The organism is Lysinibacillus sp. NPDC097279 (assembly GCF_044761745.1).
GTDB lineage: Bacteria > Bacillota > Bacilli > Bacillales_A > Planococcaceae > Lysinibacillus.
The window spans coordinates 190902-209257 of sequence record NZ_JBIWDA010000004.1; the positions used below are offsets into that span (position 1 = coordinate 190902).

At 36.1% G+C, this 18356-nt stretch carries 14 protein-coding genes and 1 pseudogene; 4 read left to right on the plus strand and 11 right to left on the minus strand.

Going from position 1 to position 18356, the window contains the following annotated elements:
• Positions 1 to 21 precede the first annotated feature (21 nt).
• Positions 22 to 1185, minus strand: a complete 1164-nt coding sequence (locus ACIQ1H_RS16865) for an acyl-CoA dehydrogenase family protein (RefSeq protein WP_402890269.1) — start codon at positions 1183 to 1185, stop codon at positions 22 to 24.
• A 21-nt stretch (positions 1186 to 1206) separates the two neighbouring features.
• A complete protein-coding gene (locus ACIQ1H_RS16870) occupies positions 1207 to 2778 on the minus strand; it encodes a class I adenylate-forming enzyme family protein (RefSeq protein WP_402890270.1) in 1572 nt (523 codons plus the stop codon).
• Between the two features lie 129 nt (positions 2779 to 2907).
• On the opposite strand from ACIQ1H_RS16870, the gene ACIQ1H_RS16875 reads away from it, so the two are divergent.
• Positions 2908 to 3474: a TetR/AcrR family transcriptional regulator gene (locus tag ACIQ1H_RS16875; RefSeq protein WP_402890271.1), complete on the plus strand. Its 567-nt coding sequence runs from the start codon at positions 2908 to 2910 to the stop codon at positions 3472 to 3474.
• Between the two features lie 193 nt (positions 3475 to 3667).
• Positions 3668 to 5284: an MFS transporter gene (locus tag ACIQ1H_RS16880; protein WP_402890273.1), complete on the plus strand. Its 1617-nt coding sequence runs from the start codon at positions 3668 to 3670 to the stop codon at positions 5282 to 5284.
• Positions 5285 to 5679: 395 nt separating this feature from the next.
• Here the strand turns inward: ACIQ1H_RS16880 and ACIQ1H_RS16885 are convergent, their stop codons facing one another.
• The 8 genes from ACIQ1H_RS16885 to ACIQ1H_RS16920 all read right to left on the minus strand — a co-directional run bounded on the left by ACIQ1H_RS16885 (position 5680) and on the right by ACIQ1H_RS16920 (position 13539).
• The gene (locus ACIQ1H_RS16885) at positions 5680 to 6252 is read right to left on the minus strand and encodes a hypothetical protein (RefSeq protein WP_402890274.1); all 573 of its coding nucleotides are present in this window, start codon (positions 6250 to 6252) and stop codon (positions 5680 to 5682) included.
• Positions 6253 to 6458: 206 nt separating this feature from the next.
• A complete protein-coding gene (locus tag ACIQ1H_RS16890; RefSeq protein ID WP_402890276.1) occupies positions 6459 to 7226 on the minus strand; it encodes an amidohydrolase family protein in 768 nt (255 codons plus the stop codon).
• A gap of 9 nt (positions 7227 to 7235) precedes the next feature.
• Positions 7236 to 8537 (minus strand): SLC13 family permease, encoded by a 1302-nt coding sequence (locus ACIQ1H_RS16895; protein ID WP_402890278.1) that lies wholly within the window; start codon positions 8535 to 8537, stop codon positions 7236 to 7238.
• Positions 8538 to 8602: 65 nt separating this feature from the next.
• Positions 8603 to 9328 (minus strand): GntR family transcriptional regulator, encoded by a 726-nt coding sequence (locus tag ACIQ1H_RS16900; RefSeq protein WP_139859765.1) that lies wholly within the window; start codon positions 9326 to 9328, stop codon positions 8603 to 8605.
• 278 nt (positions 9329 to 9606) lie between these two features.
• Positions 9607 to 10446: a GIY-YIG nuclease family protein gene (locus ACIQ1H_RS16905; protein WP_402890281.1), complete on the minus strand. Its 840-nt coding sequence runs from the start codon at positions 10444 to 10446 to the stop codon at positions 9607 to 9609.
• 236 nt (positions 10447 to 10682) lie between these two features.
• Positions 10683 to 11600 carry an HNH endonuclease gene (locus ACIQ1H_RS16910; RefSeq protein ID WP_402890283.1) on the minus strand — a complete coding sequence of 306 codons (918 nt, stop codon included), beginning with the start codon at positions 11598 to 11600 and terminating at the stop codon, positions 10683 to 10685.
• Between the two features lie 213 nt (positions 11601 to 11813).
• Positions 11814 to 12563 (minus strand): alpha/beta family hydrolase, encoded by a 750-nt coding sequence (locus tag ACIQ1H_RS16915; RefSeq protein ID WP_402890285.1) that lies wholly within the window; start codon positions 12561 to 12563, stop codon positions 11814 to 11816.
• Between the two features lie 373 nt (positions 12564 to 12936).
• Positions 12937 to 13539 (minus strand): DUF1643 domain-containing protein, encoded by a 603-nt coding sequence (locus ACIQ1H_RS16920; RefSeq protein ID WP_402890287.1) that lies wholly within the window; start codon positions 13537 to 13539, stop codon positions 12937 to 12939.
• Positions 13540 to 13956: 417 nt separating this feature from the next.
• On the opposite strand from ACIQ1H_RS16920, the gene ACIQ1H_RS16925 reads away from it, so the two are divergent.
• Together ACIQ1H_RS16925 and ACIQ1H_RS16930 are read left to right on the plus strand one after the other, a co-directional pair.
• Entirely contained in the window at positions 13957 to 15399 is a 1443-nt protein-coding gene (locus ACIQ1H_RS16925) for a diguanylate cyclase domain-containing protein (protein WP_402890289.1), read from the plus strand.
• 387 nt (positions 15400 to 15786) lie between these two features.
• A pseudogene (locus ACIQ1H_RS16930) lies at positions 15787 to 16083 on the plus strand (tyrosine-type recombinase/integrase); the annotation flags it as partial.
• Positions 16084 to 16590: 507 nt separating this feature from the next.
• Here ACIQ1H_RS16930 and ACIQ1H_RS16935 read toward each other — a convergent pair.
• Entirely contained in the window at positions 16591 to 17784 is a 1194-nt protein-coding gene (locus ACIQ1H_RS16935) for an RES domain-containing protein (protein ID WP_402890291.1), read from the minus strand.
• Positions 17785 to 18356: the final 572 nt, after the last annotated feature.

The window sequence follows — 18356 nt, forward strand, 5'->3', positions numbered from 1 at the left end:
ATCTTCATCCCCTCCTTTGTATTAAGCACGGCGTAAGCCTAAACCAAAACGCGCGACTAAATCACGTTGCACATCATTGGCACCGCCTCCAAATAAGAACACTAGGCGTTTCTTTGCATAACTTTCTGCATCGCCGTTCGCGATTGCCCAATCAGAGCCATCTCGCACTTGCCCAAATAGCCCCATAATATGCATACAAGAATCAAAGACACGCTGATTGATTTCAGCTGCAAACACTTTATTCATCGAAGGTCTAAATGGCGCTTCTTGTTCATTGTCATGGCCCCATGCAGCACGGTAATTAAGTAAACGCAATACTTCTAAATTCATCTTCATTTGTGCAAAATGCTCTTTTACCCATGGTCGATCAATGACACGTTCTCCATCAATGACTGCATCTTGAGCAAATGCCAATGTTTCTTCCACCATACGCTCCATCCGTGCATATGTAGAAAGCATTAAACGTTCAAGGGATAGCTGTGACGTAATGTATTGCCAGCCTTTATTTTCTTCACCAACAAGTGCCGAAGCTGGTACGCGCACATTTTCATAGTACGTAACATTTGTTTCCTCACCCATTAATGCCATAGGTGTGACTGAAAATCCTGGGTCTGACGTTGGCACTAAAAAAATCGAAATACCCTTATGCTTTGACACTGTTGTATCTGTGCGCGCGGCAAGCCAAATATAATCAGCAATATGTGCATTGGTTGTGAAAATCTTTTGACCGTTAATGATATAGTCATCACCATCACGAATCGCTGTTGTTTCTAATGCAGCTAAGTCAGTACCTGCTTGTGGTTCTGAATAGCCAATCGCTATCTCAACTTCACCTTTTAATATTTTTGGTAGAAAATAATTTTTTTGTTCCTCAGTCCCTAATTTCATTAACGTTGGACCGACTGTTTCTAGCGTAATGAACGGAATATTGACACCTGTACGATCTATTTCCTCAATGAAAATATATTGCTCAAGCGGTGTAAGACCTTGCCCCCCATATTCCTTTGGCCAACCAACACCGAGCCAGCCATCTTCACCAAGCTTTTGAATGTACGACTTCCAAATAGGTCCCCCTTCAGGTGTACCTTTTAACTCTTCGATTAACTCCTCTGTTATTTGCTCCGCCAAGTACTCACGAATTGTTTTTCGTAACAATTCTTGTTCTGCTGTTAATTCGAATTTCATTTCCCCATCACCCTTCTATTTTTATTCCACTAAGTTAGTAGTATATTGATCACGTAAATCACGCTTTAATAACTTTCCAGATGATGTACGTGGTAATTCCGTTGCAAATTCTATTATTCTAGGACATTTAAAACTAGCGAGTCGCTCTCGACAATAAGCCGTAATATCCGCAATAGCAGGCGGTGCAAGTTCATTAGTTGGAATAATGACCGCTAAAATCTCTTCGCCCCACTCCACACTAGGTACGCCAATTACCGCTGCATCCGAAATTTCTGGATGAGCAATGAGCACATTTTCAATTTCCTGCGGCGCAATATTTTCACCACCACGGATAATCATGTCTGAGTTACGACCTTTTAAAAATAAATAGCCATCCTCATCTACATAACCCATATCTTTTGTGTTAATCCAGCCATCAATCAACGTTTCTTGTGATTCATCTGGACGATTCCAGTAGCCTTTCATCGCCTTTGCCGTTTTGATGTAAACGTTACCAATTTCGTTAGGCGGTAACTCATGTTGACCATCATCGAGGATTTTTATATCCACATTTGGCAACGGCTTTCCTACCGAATGTAAGCGTTCAATCTTGCGTGCAATTTCTTCTGGTGTGCCTACAAGCTTATGATCATCTGGCCCTAACACAGCAACTGTTGAAGTCGTTTCGGTCATACCAAACGCATTGGCAAAATCGACGGATAAAGGGAACATCTCAATCGCCTGACGAATAATTGGGAATGGCATCGGAGCTGCACCATACGATAAGCTTTGTAAACTTGAGAAATCAGTTTGTCCGAAGCGTGGATGATCGATAATACGTTTGAGCATCGTAGGTACTAAAAAAGCATGTGTCACTTGCTCTTGCTCTAACGCGTCTAGCCACGTATCTGCCTCAAACTGTCGAATCAATACAATACGGCGACCACCATAAATACAGTTACAAATACTTGTTGCCCCCGCTACATGGTAATTAGGAACACATGTTAACGATGCGCCATTCGGCAAGCCCGTTGCCGCTTCCGTATGCCCCATCACATAATTCGTTAGCTGTGTATAAGTAAGCATGACCCCTTTCGGCAAACTCGTAGTCCCACTCGTATAGAGTAAAATCGCAATATCGTCTTCTTCTATGTCAGCAAAGTCAATCATTGGCTCATTGTTCGCAATATATGTTTCATACAATTCGTAACCTTGTGCGTCATCGCCAATTACAATCGTCTTGTCAATATTGCACATCGGGTTAGTTAAAAATTGTTCGATCGATTGGACATAGCGACCCTCAATCAGTAAAACTTTAATCTCACTATCTCGTAGCATATATGCCAACTCTTCCGGCTTGGCACGATAATTAATCGGCACAATGGTTGCACCTAGTTGAAATGCTGCAAAAAAACTTTCTACTACTTCAGGGCTATTTGTCGAAACAATCCCCACTCGATCACCACGTTTAACACCATCGGCTGCCAATTGACTAGCCAATGCACCTACACGCTGGGTTAGTTGCTCATAAGTTAGACGTCTTTTAAAAAAAGTTAAAATTTCTTGCTCTGGTGCAATACTGGAGGCAATTGACAATAGCAAATATGCGTTCACTTCTCCACACTCCTTTATTGAATATTCAGAATATTATAGTCATTTCGATTATGATAATATATAATTTCGAATATAGCAATATTACTTTAATTTTTTATTGGAACTGAAATAAAAAAGTGGGGTGTTTTTATGAAGGTAAAAAAAGACCGTCGTGCACAGCATTCGCGTAACTTAATCAAGCAAACGTACATTGCTTTAGTCCAAGAAAGAGGCTCTACAGTTGTTTCGATTACAGATATCGTCGCTCGTTGTAATATTAATCGCTCTACGTTTTACATGCACTTTCAAACAAAGGAACACTTACAAAATCAAATTGTTTTGGATTTCATTGAAGATATTTGCGGGATTATGGTTCAGCATGCTGAGCCTTCTCCAACCTTCTTTTTTCAATATGATGTACAACATGCAATCTTTAGCTATGTAGAACAGCACTATGTGGCCTTCCACACCTTTTTAACGTTTAGCGACTCTTTTATGAAAAGGCTTTCTGCGGAAATTTATAACCAATTTTTACTTGTAGTAAAGGACAAGATGCTGGCACCTCAAATTGCTGCCACGTATTACGCCTCCGTCATAACAGGCATGATTTATCATTGGAGTGTGGAAACCTATTATCAATATTCCGCACAATTTATAGCGCAAGAAACGACAAAACTTTTTGAGTCCAACATGCTTTGTCAGCATTTCGATCGTTAAAGAAAGAATAATGTCGAAACATCAGTAAAAACACATCAAAGCACAAGACATTGTTGTTTATACGACATTTTCATAGATTTTGTGGATTGAATTCCGAAAAATATATCTCTTATAATGGGGCTTAATAAATTCTTGCGGAAGGAGATGCATTGGATTGTAAACGCTTTATTACCATTAAGGGGGATGAGTAGAGATGGCAAGTACGGAAAGTAAACCACAAAATGCAAAGGTCACGAGGTCACAATGGGTTCAATTTTTAGCATTAGTTTTTGGGGCATTTGTAGCAATTGAGGCAATGGCATTTCAGGCACCAGCCATTCCAGTAATTTCGCAACATTTTAAACTACCAACCTATTTGGCTGGTTTAATTTTACTAACTTTTTATGTTGCTTCTGCTACACTATATCCGATTGTAGGACGTCTTGCGGATCAGTATGGTCGAAAAAAGATGTTGCTTATCGGCATGGTCATTTTTGCTATTTCTGAAGTTGCCGCTGCGATAGCACCAGATTTCACAGTGTTCCTTATTGCGCGGGTATTCCAAGGCGTAGCTGTTGGTTTTATCTTACCGATAGCGATTGCTTATATCGGTGTTATTTTCCCACCAGAAAAACGCGGCATGGCATCGGGCATTTTTTCATCCGTACAAGCTATTGCTGCCATGTCAGGTGCGGCAATTGCTGGCTATTTAATTTTACAATATGGCTGGCAAATAACTTATTGGTTAAGCGCTATATTGGCTGTGCTAGGCTTAATTGTTGTTCTACTTTTCGTCGAAGAATCAAAGGGAGAAAAACAAACATCTTTTGATTACATCGGTCTTATCCTTATCTTTGTTACATCAGCCACACTGTTGTCTGTGTCAACAATCGGCAAAACGTTCGGCTTCTTTTCCCCGTATACAATCATTACGTTGATTGTCGGAATCGTGGCACTTACGCTGTTATGGATTTGCGAAAACCGCATTCACAATCCACTAGTGGAATTGTCGTTATTAAAAATTAAACTCTTTAGCATGGCGGTCGGCATTAACTTGCTTATCGTGGCAACCTTTATGCTATTTATTTATTGCATGAACTTCTTTATCACATCACGTCCAGGTGGAGACGCCTCCCAAACAGGATTATTTTATATGTTCTTATACGGCGCCTCATCGATCGGTGGCTTAGTTGTAGGACGCTTATCTGATAAAATCAATGGTCGTTCCATTTTAATTGCCATTTTCTTCATCCCAACGATTGTTATGTTTATTTTTACAATGCTAGACGCATCCATGCCATTTAATATTATTGCGACATTAGCCGTTTGTCTCGGTTTCGTATCTGGAGCCAATACACCAATCTTAATGAAATTCGCCTTAAACGAAGTACCAAAAGAAAAACTAGCGGCAGGCGCAGGTCTGTTCTCATTCATCCGTGATTTCGGCACACCATTAGGCTCTGTCTCAGGTATTGTGCTATTCTCCATTTTTAAAGACGCGGCATTTAAAGAAACATTATTAGCGAATGCAACGGAAGTCGGTATCACAAGCGAGCATTCAGCCGCACTACTAGCTGCTGGTCAAACAGGTACTGTCGAAAACGGCGCCTTAGCTGAACACCTTACATCTTTAGGCGTATCATTCGAGTCCATCTATACTACGGCAAATGCAGCAGGTCTTACGTCCGCTGTCCATTCGATTGCCTATATTGCGATGGCATTGTTTGCCACTATATTGTTTTTGTGCTTCTTAATTCCTAAGGCGAAGAAGGCACCTGCTCCAGCGGCTATTGCCTCGGAAATGGTTGTTGTGGAGGAGACGGTTTCTTAAGAGACGAGAAAAAGTGTTAGCTTGATGGCGATCAAGCTAACACTTTTTGCTTAGACGTCGATGTTCGCTACGGCGTTGCTTGCTATGTGCGGGTTTACGGGCGATTAACGGGCTTTTAGTGGCGATTTCTTTAGGTTTACGGGCGATTTACTCGCTTTTAGCGGCGATTTCTCTATGTTTACAGGCGATTTACTCGCTTTTAGCGGCGATTTCTCTATGTTTACGGGCGATTTACTCGCTTTTAGCGGGGATATCTTTAGGTTTACAATAAGGAGCAACCCTCACTAACGCGCGGTCTTGTTGACTCTTACATTGTATGCTGTTCCCCTAGGAGTCACCGCCTTCGCTACCATCAACTAGTAGTCTCTTCTAAATCTTAAAATAAGCATCCGTCATCAGACAGCCGCTTCAAGTTCTTCAAGAAGCTCAAAAACAAGTGAATATAATTGTGCTAACACTTCGTCAAATGACTGCTGCTCACTAAAGCCATCCAGCGCATCTAACGCAAGATTTACTTCCCAAAGACCGTCTTCTCCAGAAAATGCCACATTATACGTCATCTTCTCATGTTGCAAATGTGCTTTTAAATACGAGTGCAAAAACTCACTGTACTTCTTTTGTAGTCGAAGCCCGAACAAGGCACTATACACACCAAACGCCCCGTCGAATTCAAGCGCAAACGAATCGACGCGAATTACATCAAAACGTTCTGATGCCACATACAAAAATTCATTTGCATGCTCTTTTAAATATTGAACTGAATTTGTTAGAAACGAAGCTGTTTCTTCTACAATTAATTCTTCCGTCTCCTTATTGCAACGTTCGATTACTTCAAATTGCAACGCGATCGTATCTACGGTTGCATCCTCATCTAACAATGCGTGCTTTTGAGCATACGTCTTTTCTACTTCTAGTAATTTACTATTAGTTTCGTTGTTTATTAATGATTCTATTTGTGTTTTCAACACTTGCTACCAGCTCCATTCAATTGCTTTGATGATAAGTATAGCTTGGATGGGTAGTAATTTGAAGAAATGTACTACAATCTTTGTATTATAGCGCCTGCTATTAATAAAAAATCCCTCCAAAGTAAACGGTCAAATGTTGCCTTTTACCGTTTACTTTAAGGAGGAAATACTGTCCTAATACTGAAATCATTATTTAGATGTCTAAGTTATTTATCTAAATACCAGTTTTCACCATTTTCAAAGAAAATTTTATCTTGTGCTTCTCTACCTACTGTTTCTTGAATTAATTGAATATCATTATAGGAGAATCGCTCTTTTGCTCGGGTTGATGGTAAATCACTACCAAACATAAGGCTATTTGGATTTTCGCTATACAATATGGATATTAATTGACGTATTTCATCACGTTCATATCCTACTCGACCAAAGCCTGTTAAACGAATTGGTATATTAGCATGAACAATTTTTTTCAATTTATCAACCGAACACTGATGCATCCCAAGATGATCAATTGATACTTTTGGTAATGTAAACATTAATTCTTCAATCTCTTTATCAATGGTTTGCAAATTTACATAAAGCTCTGTTTTCCAATTGCATAAATGATAAACTCTCTCTGAAAGCTCATTAATTTCTTTTGGTAAAGCAGATAGCCCTCTGTATAGATTAAATCGTATGCCCTTTATTCCGATATCATTTAATTTTAAAATGTCTTCATCCGTTGTATCAAATGGAAGCTGCGTAATACCTACAAAATTAGTACCTAATGCTGAAATTGCTTCCCCAAAATAATGCTGATGATAGCCTTGAAATGAGCCTGATACAATGGCGCCACCAGTTAACTCAATCGACATTTCCTTCAGTTCCTGTAAATAATCATTGACTGTATAAAAGTCAGGGACAAATCCTTGATTTTCTACAAGCGGAAACTTCGGATCAATAATATGAAAATGAGTGTCAAATATTTTTTGCATAACTACCCCCTACAAAATAAACATTAAAATCAAAGTTGCGACAACAGCAAACCCTAACCCTAATGGTGTTGCTTTATAAAGTAAATCATTATAAAACTTCTTAGATTCATCTTCACCTAAACCACTATTACCAAGAATTAAACTCCCACCAGTAGAGAATGGTGCTAAAGCTGATGATTGCGCACCGATAATAATAGCCACTGCAATTAACGAAGGGCTGTAACCTGTAGAACCTATTATACCAGCAATCATCGGGAACATAAGCGGTGCAACAACACCTAACGTACTACTAAAGATCGACATCACACCCGCAATGAGTGCCACCGCAATAGGCACAATAAAAGTCGGCATATTATTTATCATAGAAGCTAATAAATCGATAGTCCCCGCTTCAACTGCAACATCAATTAACATGCCAACCCCAGACACAAGCCATAATGTACTCCAAGGAATTCTTGCCATGACCTCTTTCGGTTTGTCCCCAGCTAATTTTAATATATACGCAACAATTGCAAATACAAGTGCTAGTAACGTAATGTCCGTACGTGCATTAATAAATTGAATCGTTTCATTGTCAGGCATAAAGTTAGACAGCATTGGTACGCCTAGAACAATGACCATAAGAAGAATGATTAAAGAAATATTTACTTTTTGATTTTTAGTAAAAGCTTCTGGTCTAGCTATATTCAAGTTAATGCTTTGACTGTTTTTTCTATCAAAAAACATCAAAATCAACATAATAAATATCGGATAAATAAATGATACAACAAAAATATCTCTTGTTAACATATCTGCCTGATCAGCAACAGCCGTGTTACTTAATAATGAATTAAACAGTACCCCATGCGCACTATACATGAAATTCGCACCTGAAAGGGAACCTAATGACACAGCGAAGGAAGCATTTAATTTATTCATCCCTGAAGATTTACATAATGCCATTGCAATGGCGCCCATCACAGCCACAGAGGTAAAGAAACCTGCACCCATTCCTGAAACTAATGCTGTAATAAAGTACAAAATTAAAGGCAACCATTTTGTTTGCTTTTGAAAACGATAAAGTAATAATTGAGCTATTTTTTCTAAAGTACCATTGACCACGGCAAAATTAAAAAACAGTGCCAATGTGAAAATAACTAAAAATAATTTTGTCGGGAATGTTGCCAATAACTCATTAATCGACATCCCCAACACAAAACAACCAATTACATAAGCTAACGCTAAAGCTACTAAACCAGTATTAATATCTAGTTTTTCGCCCATATAGATGGCAATGATGATTGCCAATATAATTAAAATGGAATAAAACATAATTTCCTCCTTGTCGTCACATGCATATAAAGCGCTTTCAAAACGGACAGCCACTTTATATTTTTTTAGTCTAAACTCAATAATGATTTGTATTTATACATGTCTCCACGATAAGAAGAAGCACCTGTTAAAACACAGCCATTTTTTACTTTTAAGTCAACACTTCTATATAAAATCGGGGCACCTTCAGAAATACCAAGAATGTTCGCAATCTCTTGATTAGCAAGAACGGCTTCTATTTCAATTTCTCCTTCAGTAAGCGCCATCTTAAATTTATTTAAAAATAAATGAGAAAAAGAATAATTCACATATTCCTCATCCGTAATTTGTTCACCATACTTTTTTAAAAGATAGCGGTTATCAATAACAATCGGTATACCTTCCGAAAGACGTAAACGCTTTACTTGATAAACTTCTTCTCCAGGCTGTACCCCCAATTTTTCTTCTAACCCTACTGGGCAAGGAACAGATCCTCGATATAGCAACTCCACAGTAAAGTTTTCTAGGTACCACCCTCTAAAAAAGGTATCTAGTTTAGCAATATCCGTCTTCAATTTTTCTTTTCGAACAATAAAGGTACCCTTTCCTTGGATACGTTTTAAAAGACCTTCCTCAACAAGCACTTGAACCGCCTGACGAATCGTCATTCTAGAAACATCAAACATCTTTATGAGTTCATCATCACTTGCAAACTTCTCATTTCCCTCTTTATACATTTCATCTACTTTTATTCTTAACCTATCTGCAATCTGAACATACTTTGGTATCAGAGAATTATAATTATTACTCATACTCACCCTCCTATGAATGAAATTAAATTACAAAACACCCCATATCATCTATACATCTAGATGACTTGTTTTACATTGTACAGAACTAAAAGTTAAGAATCAACATAATTTTTAGAATTTTTTATTTGTATTTTAGGGGGTTTTTGGTATATTGCTATAAAATTTAGTGGGGATTAAGGGGGTTCTCAAAGATAGAAAAAATGCAGAGAGGTGATCAAGCCTCTCTGCATTTTCTGTTAGTGAAGGATATTTTTTCGATGCTATCAAAATTATAATAATCAAACTAAATCTTTCAAACTTTTTCCGTCCCTATCTTTCCATTCAGTCAACCCATTCGCACTTCGCCCCGTTACAATATCAGCTGCTGCCGAAGGGCTAGTAAATAAAAGATCTTCCATTACAACAAATTCATCATTTACAATCTTCACTTGTTCCGTATGTAATAAATCATTTCTTTTTGTTAATAAGCGCTCCGTATACGAATTTACAATGCTATTTGCAATTTTCGAACCTTTTAATACGACAAAACCTTCTTGTGTTTGAATGCCTGTAGCATCGACACCACGAGCCGATTTGATAAATAAAACATCATTTGCATTAACATCTGCGCTATCTTTAATCTCTTCAAATAATTTATGGCCCAGTGTGTTGACCATCATTGTAAGATTGCTAATATATTCATCCATTTCTGCACGGTCAGCTTCAGAAATAGAAGGCATTGGAGGAATATTCCCATTCATTAAAAAGTAACGATTTGCGACTTTAGCCTTTTCATATAGCTTATTTTCAATGTACTTTATATGCGCTTTATTTAGATTCTCATCTTTACTTATAAATACAATCACTTCATTCCAAAAATCTTTTTCACGCAAATGACTTTGCAATCGAGTATATACTTCCTCTGCTTCCCCTATGTATACCGCTTCTTTATCTTCATCATTTCGACCGAATAACATATACACACCAGTAGAATTCAAGTTAGGACGATCCGAGCATTTTTTCACTTCGGTTCTTGGTATTCTATACGCCAGCCCTGTCCAGTTGGATAATTCACACGTTAATCTTCCACTTGGGTCTCCATCTATTAAGAACATTTTGATCGTTTTACCAAAACTCATTGCAACCACTCCTTTAATTCATATGCCCGATTTACTTTTACACAGCCACTTTATCTTGTGCACACAAGCACAAATCGTGCACTTCATTTATATGGATTTATAGGTCATTTTCAACCTTATGTATTATGATTATTTTACCACTAAATTATTACTTTCAACTTCTAATTTTAGAATAAATTTACTAATCACGTGCATCAGACAACAAAAAAGCAGAGAGGCTTTATTGCTCTCTCTACTTAACGAAAAATATTTTTCCGATGCCATCTAAAATACTGCTTATTCTCTTCATATCTTAACACCTTCATCTTTTGATGAATGTTATACATTCCATAATTCGTTGCTGGAATTCGTTCTGAAATATGAATTAAGCCTGTTCCATCAAATGTAATATAGCCTTGATCGTATAATGCATCATGATTACAGCAAAGCAATACACCGTTATACGGATCTAACCGTTCTTCATTGGAACTTTCACGCCAAGGCTTTGAATGGCTTGCTCGTAATAGAGCCGGCAGCTCAATACCACAAAGTGCGCATTGGTGATTCCATAAAGGTAATAAAGCTGTTTTAAATTTCTCTTGGCCAATACGGATTTTACGTTTTGCTTCCGCTTCTGTTTCTGTAATCACAGGAATAAGCGTATTTCGTTCTGTACGTACTACCGTGCCAATTGCAAATTCTAGCTGTTCATCATCTACTTGATAAATATTCATATCACTAATAATATCTAATAGCTTGATTGCAAGCTCTTCATTACATGGATATAAATAGCCTTGATTTCCATCCCCATCTTGCTGGAAAGAAGAGTATTTAACAGGCAATAACACTTTCAACTCATTAATATAATCTTTTATCGTTAATGGTTGTTCAAATTCATGATATTGTAGCTTCACGAGTAAACCTTGCTCTTCCCACTGGTCATATGATGTCAGAGAAGCAGGCTTTTTTCCTTCCTCACAATCTGACAGCGCAATGCTAATCGCAACGATTTTTCCTTTTACGTAATGAAAGATACGATCCCCCGTGCTCACTTCCTCCACACGTCGCCATGAATGCGGAGTGTTTCCGCCTTTATCTTTTTGTGGTATCCAGATGATTTCTGCTTCTTTTTCTTCTTGATAGGTGTGCCCTTGCATGACGATGTAATGATTCATTATGTTCTCCTCTTCTATTCATTACTTCTATTATAGCTAAAGTCTTCAAAGTAGTTATGTAAATAGAATTGATCTAATACAGAAACGCGTTTTTTAAGTACGTATTCGTTAATTACCAATAATAAAAGCCATAGTCTCACCTTTCACAATTGGGCAACCTATGGCTTTTATATTTATAATAATTCTCTTTTACCTAATTCTTTTCCCGAAATATTACTTATTTAAACTATCCAACAGTTCTACAATATACTGTGATGTTTCCATCATCTGCTGTTTATTCGTTATAGAAGATTCGCCGTCACCTTTTTGATGACCATAATCTCCAAAACCTCCATGGTTGCCACCGTTTATTTCGATAAATTGTGCGTCACTTGGCATAGCATTTTTTGCATCTTTTACTTTGCTTAAATCCGCAACTTTATCATTGCTTCCCCACAGTGATAACACTTTGATTGGTTGACTGCTTAGATTTGTTTTTGACTGGGGATAGGATGCTAACAGTACCAAACCTTTTATTTTATCATTTTTTAGTGCATAATCTGCTGCCATGACGCCCCCTAAGGAATGTCCTCCGATCACCCAAGTATCAATTTCTTTATGTTTACTTATAATACTGTCTGCTTTATTCGGTGAAAAAATGGCTAAGTTAAAGCTCATTTTTGCAATACTAACGGTATAACCTTTTGCTGCTATCTCTTTAGCTAAAGGTGCATATGCGGAAGCTTCTACCTTCGCTCCGGGATAAAAAATAAAGCCGATATTTTTAGCATTCGATACGGGTTCAAATAAAATATCTCCATTTTCTTCGACTTTAACGACTTCGTCAGATTTCAAACTATCCAAAGCTAATGAGCTAGCCTTATAATATGAACTTACATAAATAAAAAATCCTGCAACTAGCAGTATTAACAAAGCAAAAATTCCAGTGAAAATTTTAAATTTTAGAGATTTCTTTTGTTTCATCGTATGTCCTCCTATCTTATTTATTATATTCACCTATACAAAAATGTTCTAATTATGTACCAGTATCCACTTCCCCCATTAATACTAGCCCTGAAATATGCTCGTTTGCATTTTGTTCTGTCCAGTTTTTTCTTCAAGATTGACAAATACGCTGAGCCATCCTTCAATTCCCACGACAAAGTTTAACATTATTTTAATGATAGCACCCGCATCTCGTTTTCACTTGGAGGTGGAAAGTGACATAACTTACTTTGCACATAAAAAACACCACCTCAAATGAGATGGCTACATCATTTTAGATATTAGGTTTACCTTTTAAAATCCCGACACTCATATTGATTCGTAGGGGAAAGGGCTATTAAATCCCCCTACTTTATCCCTGAATATTGTATCTTTTTAATTTCCAAGAATAAGCCCAAGTTCGAGGATGCCTTGGATACCCCTCTTGCGTCAAATCCTCCATAAGATACATTTCCTTGTTTTTCATTAAGCTAAAGACTTCTTGAATCCGCTTGTCATAATCAAATATGTATCCTTTGCCCCAAGCAATAATTATTAATTGGGCCTCTTTGTTAGCCATTTCAATTATCGTATCATTATTATATTTTCCGTCACTATCTATTCCTTTAACAAAATCCAAACTTTTTACTGAAATATATTCATCCACTTTTTCTGGATATGTCTCACATACGACATAAAGATTCGTAATAATAATTTTTCCTATATCCTGTAAAATACCAGCACCGTTATTTAACGAAACGTATTTGATAATACGATTAAGTGTGTTATCGGAAATTTCCTCATTTGCTTTACTAGGATTGATCATCATTAACTGGACAGCTTTTTCGTTATCCCCATTCTTCAATTCTATATCTAACCGATATCTCCTATTAGTAGCACTATCATAATGTACTAATTCAACATTTTTCACATACTCATTCTTATAGTGAAAAATTCTTTTTTTTACTCTTTCCATACTTCCCCTCCTCTATATACGAAATATCTATGGAGTAAATATTTCAATCTATTCTTTACAAAAATCAACAGATTATTAATCTCTATAATTTCTGTTAAAGAAGAACTTTCAAATAAAATTTATAATAATTTACAATATTATATATATAAATTAATTTTTATTATACGCCTTTTCTATCCATACTTTACAAAATTAAAAATATTTTTCTTTATATTTAGAATAAACAGTATACTATTTGTAACTATAGATGGTCCCTTACTTGCGACTGGTATAAAAACGTAAATCTTAGGAAGAGGGACAGTACATGTCAGGTGGTGCTGTCCCTCTTCAAGAACTGGCCCCAGTTTCCGTGACACGTTACTGTTTTCAATGATAAAATATACTGATGTGATTCGATTATAAAGGATGGTTGTTCTGATGGAGTTATTGGCAAAAAACGCAACGGGTGGAAATGATATGGAGCAACAATTTATCGTTTATAATGAAAACCTCTTATTCGAGCGAATTAAATACGTTTCCTATATGCTCATCTTCACATATCCCTGTTTTTACATTGTGGACTTTATCCTTTTGGCTAAATTGAACAACCCGATTTATAAATTTATCCTTTCAACCATCCATATTATAGGCCTAATGATTTCCCTAATCTATTTAAACCTTTACCGCCGAAGTAAGGGCCACGCCAAAGGGTCGATTATTCTCACCTTTTTATTTCTTTATTTGTTTATTGGTGCCGTCTCTTCAATCAACAGTCAGCTTAATAACGGTAATATCTATGCTTATATTATTATTCTCTTAGCCGCTGGTGTTATCTTCCCGGTTCAACCAAAGTACCAAGCTTGCCTCATCACAGGAATTCATCTATTTTTCATTACAGGGTTGTTCCTTCTGGAAGAAAATCACTTTTCATTCCTATTTAATCTGGTGAATTCAACAGGTGCAGCTGTCATTTCATTTACGATAGCGTATGCCTTCTATTCATTTCGCAAAAATAATTTTACAAACGAATGGAAATTAAAGAAGAATGAAGAGAGCTTTCGCACATTATTTCACATGAATCCTAATCCATTAATTCTTTTCAACCTTAAAACTGGCAACATTTCGCTCCTTAATCAGCAGGCTATCGAATACTTTCTTTTAAAAAATAAAGATATTGCAAAACTTGATGGATGGTTCATGCTGACCACACCTGAGGAAAAACAAACGATAGTAAAAAAACTCGAAGAACATCAGAGCTTAAAAAATTATATGGTCAAACTTGAACAGAAATGGTCAATGCTTAATTTTGAACTGGTCAATTATTTAGGAGAGTGCTGTGTTCTTATTGGTAGTACTGACATTACAAATTTGAAGGAAACCGAAGAAGAGCTTTATAATCATGCATCGCTTGACCCGCTTACAGGGGTCCTCAACAGAAGGCGAGGAATGGAAATACTTTCTCAACAACTAGACGGAGCAACAGATTTTATTGTCTGCTATATTGATGTAAACAATTTAAAAATGGTAAATGACAGGTACGGACATTCTGCAGGCGATGACCTAATTATTACTTGCTGCGAAACAATCAAACACCATATCAGAGAAAAGGATGTCCTTTTCCGCCTTGGCGGTGATGAATTTATAATTCTAATTTTCGATCAACAAATAGACGTCGCACAAGCAATCTGGTCCAGCATTCAAAGTGAGTTTCAGGATATGGCTATAATTGACCAAAAGCCCTATCCAATCTCAGCCAGCCATGGTTTGTATCAATGTAAATCTGGAAGCAACTTTAGTCCTGACGAAATCCTTGAACTGGCGGACAAGGAAATGTATAAAGAAAAGTTCAAGCACAAGGGAAACCAATTTGCCCGTAACTAGACAGACATCCTCCCAAAAAAATTCCCCACTACAGAAAAGTAGCGAGGGATTTTTTTCTTATGTTTTACGTCCCCCTGGAAGTCTCCTATCTTCAATTAAGTAACTAGCGAAAGTAATATAAGCGGATTTTTTGATTATTTATCTGATTAGGGGCTTAACCCCTCCAATTGCCCTCACGTTAAAAAGCCAACCATATAAAGAGTGGCTTAACTTAAAAGAGGCTGCAAATAGCACAAGTTTCACATAATACTCATGGAAATTTCGAACAATTGGCTTAAAAATCTGTGAAATCGAAGGTATAAAGCGCATTTCTCGTAAAGAAATTGACAGATTTTTAGAAGAACATAGCTTTTAAAATCAAAGTGCAAAGCTAAGCTATATGTAAAAACAACAAAAACAGGTTCCTCCCGTATAATTAAACTTGAAAATACTACCCTATCTATTTTAAATGAGTGGAAGATAATCCAGAAAAAAGAGTATTTTGTTTTAGGTCATAATACTACGACACCTAATCAGTTAATGTTTTGTAATACTAATAATGACTATATTCAATCTGTACAGGTTCAGAAATGGATGTATAGTGTCCAAAAGAAACAACTATTAGAAAAGATCACACCTCATGGCTTACGTCATTCACACTGCTCCCTATTGTTCGAGGCTGGTGCAAGTATAAAAGAAGTTTAAGATTGATTAGGACTATCTGATGTGAAAACCAAAATGGATATTTATGCTCATGTAACTCAGAAAGCTAAAGCCGAAGCAATCCAGAAGTTCGAAAACTATATTAACTTCTGATTTCGGAATCAACTACGAATCTAACTATGATTGACCACGATTAGATGAAACTCAATGAAACAAAAAAACACCCAAATCCTTGATATGAAAGGATTTAGGTACTCTTTGAAATCAAATGATTCCTATGTATGAAGACGGCGGGAGTCGAACCCTTGTCTCTGAAAAGTATTGTTACATCAGCATATATAAAGATTTTTAGCTCTTTCCAATAATTGATAAATGCCAAACTAAATGCCATTTCACTAAATTAGCGTTGCGGGGGCAAATTTTAAATTTGAGAAATGTTTTACAATAGGCTGTGTTGTTAAAAAACAAAACAGAGTTATTCAACTATTTCGGAAAATGAACATATTACATTAAGAAAGTCCACGTAAGTTCTATTTTGATATATTTACATTATTTACCACAAATCAACTGTGACTTTTTTTCTTCCTCATATTTATAAAATAAAAAAGTTTCCAATCTACTAAAATCAGATGCATAGTATAGCATAGGTAGACCATTTACAAATTCAAGTTCTGCGCTAAAAGCTTCTGTGTTTGGTGTTGTATATTTAGTATCTTTGTAAAGCTGAAACATACGCCATGGAACAGCTTCAGTAATATCAAATTTCGAGTTTAAAACAGAGCAATATCCCTCTTTTTCTTGTGTCTGAACTGGAAATGCGTAGTTCTTATAAAGTTGGATGTTTCTTGCAGTATATTTTTCAACTTTAGTTGAAAAGTAACAAACTCCGTCAAATTTAGATTGCCTTATCCATTGAAGTAATAATTGAGGAAATATATACTCGGGTTTAAATGTATCTTTTGGATTTTTCACACGTATAGAACACGCTGCCATTAATGGCCATACAACAATGTAAGAAGCCAAATCCTTATAAGTATCTTTCATTTCATGATCATTAAGCCCATTTTTTTGATGTTCCCCTATTAATATATCAATTATTGCTCCTGGGGAGATTGATAAATCTAGATATGATACGTCTTTTTTTATAAATAAAGATGTTTGAACTGTATTCAAATCAGGCTTGTTTAATTCCTCCCAACATGTTAATGGCGAGCTTCCTAAATAAACACAAGGTAATCCGGGAATACTATACCTATTAGTATTAACTAAACCACGTAGTTGGAAGGGTATATGCAGCATCTCTTTACTTGTAAAAGTATTATCTGTTCCGATTCTCATCTTATATAATGGTTCTAGAGAGGTATCCCAAATGGTCATAATATTATCTAAATGTCTATCCGCCATTAGATTTGTCTCAATAGTTTCGTCTAAATAATCAAAAGCTTTTTTCGGATAACCATTAAGATACTCCGATATGGATTGGTATATTTTACCACTCAAGTGATGGACATCTATTATTTGGCTATCCCTAACAACATTATATTTTTCAGGAATATTATTATATATATCTGTAACTTCTTTTAAATAATTGTTTAAAATCAATTTAATATATCCTAAAAAGTCATTGTCTGTTCTTTGTAAAGGAAGATTCCCAACATCGGAGAACAAATCTATAAATGGTAATATTTTTATAATCCATCTTGTTAAATAAATAATTCGTTCAGGGGTCTTAAAAAAAAACATTGAACATGGCTCTACTTTATTATTTATTTTCTGTGGTTTAACTTTATCGTGGCCTTTTGAAAAATTTGGTTTTCTATGTAATCCCGAATATAATAGATATGCTTTTTGTGCTTGCTCATCGCTGATAGTATCTCCTTCCTTAATATCGAATAATTCAATAGCTTGTTCTATCTGTTCTTTTCTTAACTTAAATATAGTAATTACATCCCTTCATTTCTAGAAAAATTCACAATTGTATACATTGTATCACTTTTAATTCAATAAAATTCGAGTTCAGAATAATTATAGTCCCTTAGTTCCTTCATTACACTAGACTGTCAACTCTGGTTCTAAGCTTTTACAAACACCTTCAATTTCATAGTCATTACAACTATTACACATTTCTATTTAAGTAAGTTCTCCTTCATCTTTATGATTTGCACATCTATACCAGAGACGTATTCCTCCTCGTTTTTCTAATCCATCTCCAGTATCTAGGAAATAAAAAAACAGGACATAACAACTGATAACTTAACCTTAATAAAATTCACCTTACTTCAAAAATTATTAAATTATAACAATAGTGCTATATT

Excerpts from the sequence above, each read along its gene's own strand:
- ACIQ1H_RS16905 (WP_402890281.1), bottom strand. The coding sequence starts at position 10,446 with ATGAGTTTTGGTAAAACGATCAAAATGTTCTTAATAGATGGAGACCCA.
- ACIQ1H_RS16910 (WP_402890283.1), bottom strand. The coding sequence starts at position 11,600 with ATGAATCATTACATCGTCATGCAAGGGCACACCTATCAAGAAGAAAAA.
- ACIQ1H_RS16890 (WP_402890276.1), bottom strand. The coding sequence starts at position 7,226 with ATGCAAAAAATATTTGACACTCATTTTCATATTATTGATCCGAAGTTT.
- ACIQ1H_RS16865 (WP_402890269.1), bottom strand. The coding sequence starts at position 1,185 with ATGAAATTCGAATTAACAGCAGAACAAGAATTGTTACGAAAAACAATT.
- ACIQ1H_RS16880 (WP_402890273.1), top strand. The coding sequence starts at position 3,668 with ATGGCAAGTACGGAAAGTAAACCACAAAATGCAAAGGTCACGAGGTCA.
- ACIQ1H_RS16900 (WP_139859765.1), bottom strand. The coding sequence starts at position 9,328 with ATGAGTAATAATTATAATTCTCTGATACCAAAGTATGTTCAGATTGCA.
- ACIQ1H_RS16920 (WP_402890287.1), bottom strand. The coding sequence starts at position 13,539 with ATGGAAAGAGTAAAAAAAAGAATTTTTCACTATAAGAATGAGTATGTG.
- ACIQ1H_RS16925 (WP_402890289.1), top strand. The coding sequence starts at position 13,957 with ATGGAGTTATTGGCAAAAAACGCAACGGGTGGAAATGATATGGAGCAA.
- ACIQ1H_RS16895 (WP_402890278.1), bottom strand. The coding sequence starts at position 8,537 with ATGTTTTATTCCATTTTAATTATATTGGCAATCATCATTGCCATCTAT.
- ACIQ1H_RS16935 (WP_402890291.1), bottom strand. The coding sequence starts at position 17,784 with ATGTTTTTTTTTAAGACCCCTGAACGAATTATTTATTTAACAAGATGG.
- ACIQ1H_RS16875 (WP_402890271.1), top strand. The coding sequence starts at position 2,908 with ATGAAGGTAAAAAAAGACCGTCGTGCACAGCATTCGCGTAACTTAATC.
- ACIQ1H_RS16915 (WP_402890285.1), bottom strand. The coding sequence starts at position 12,563 with ATGAAACAAAAGAAATCTCTAAAATTTAAAATTTTCACTGGAATTTTT.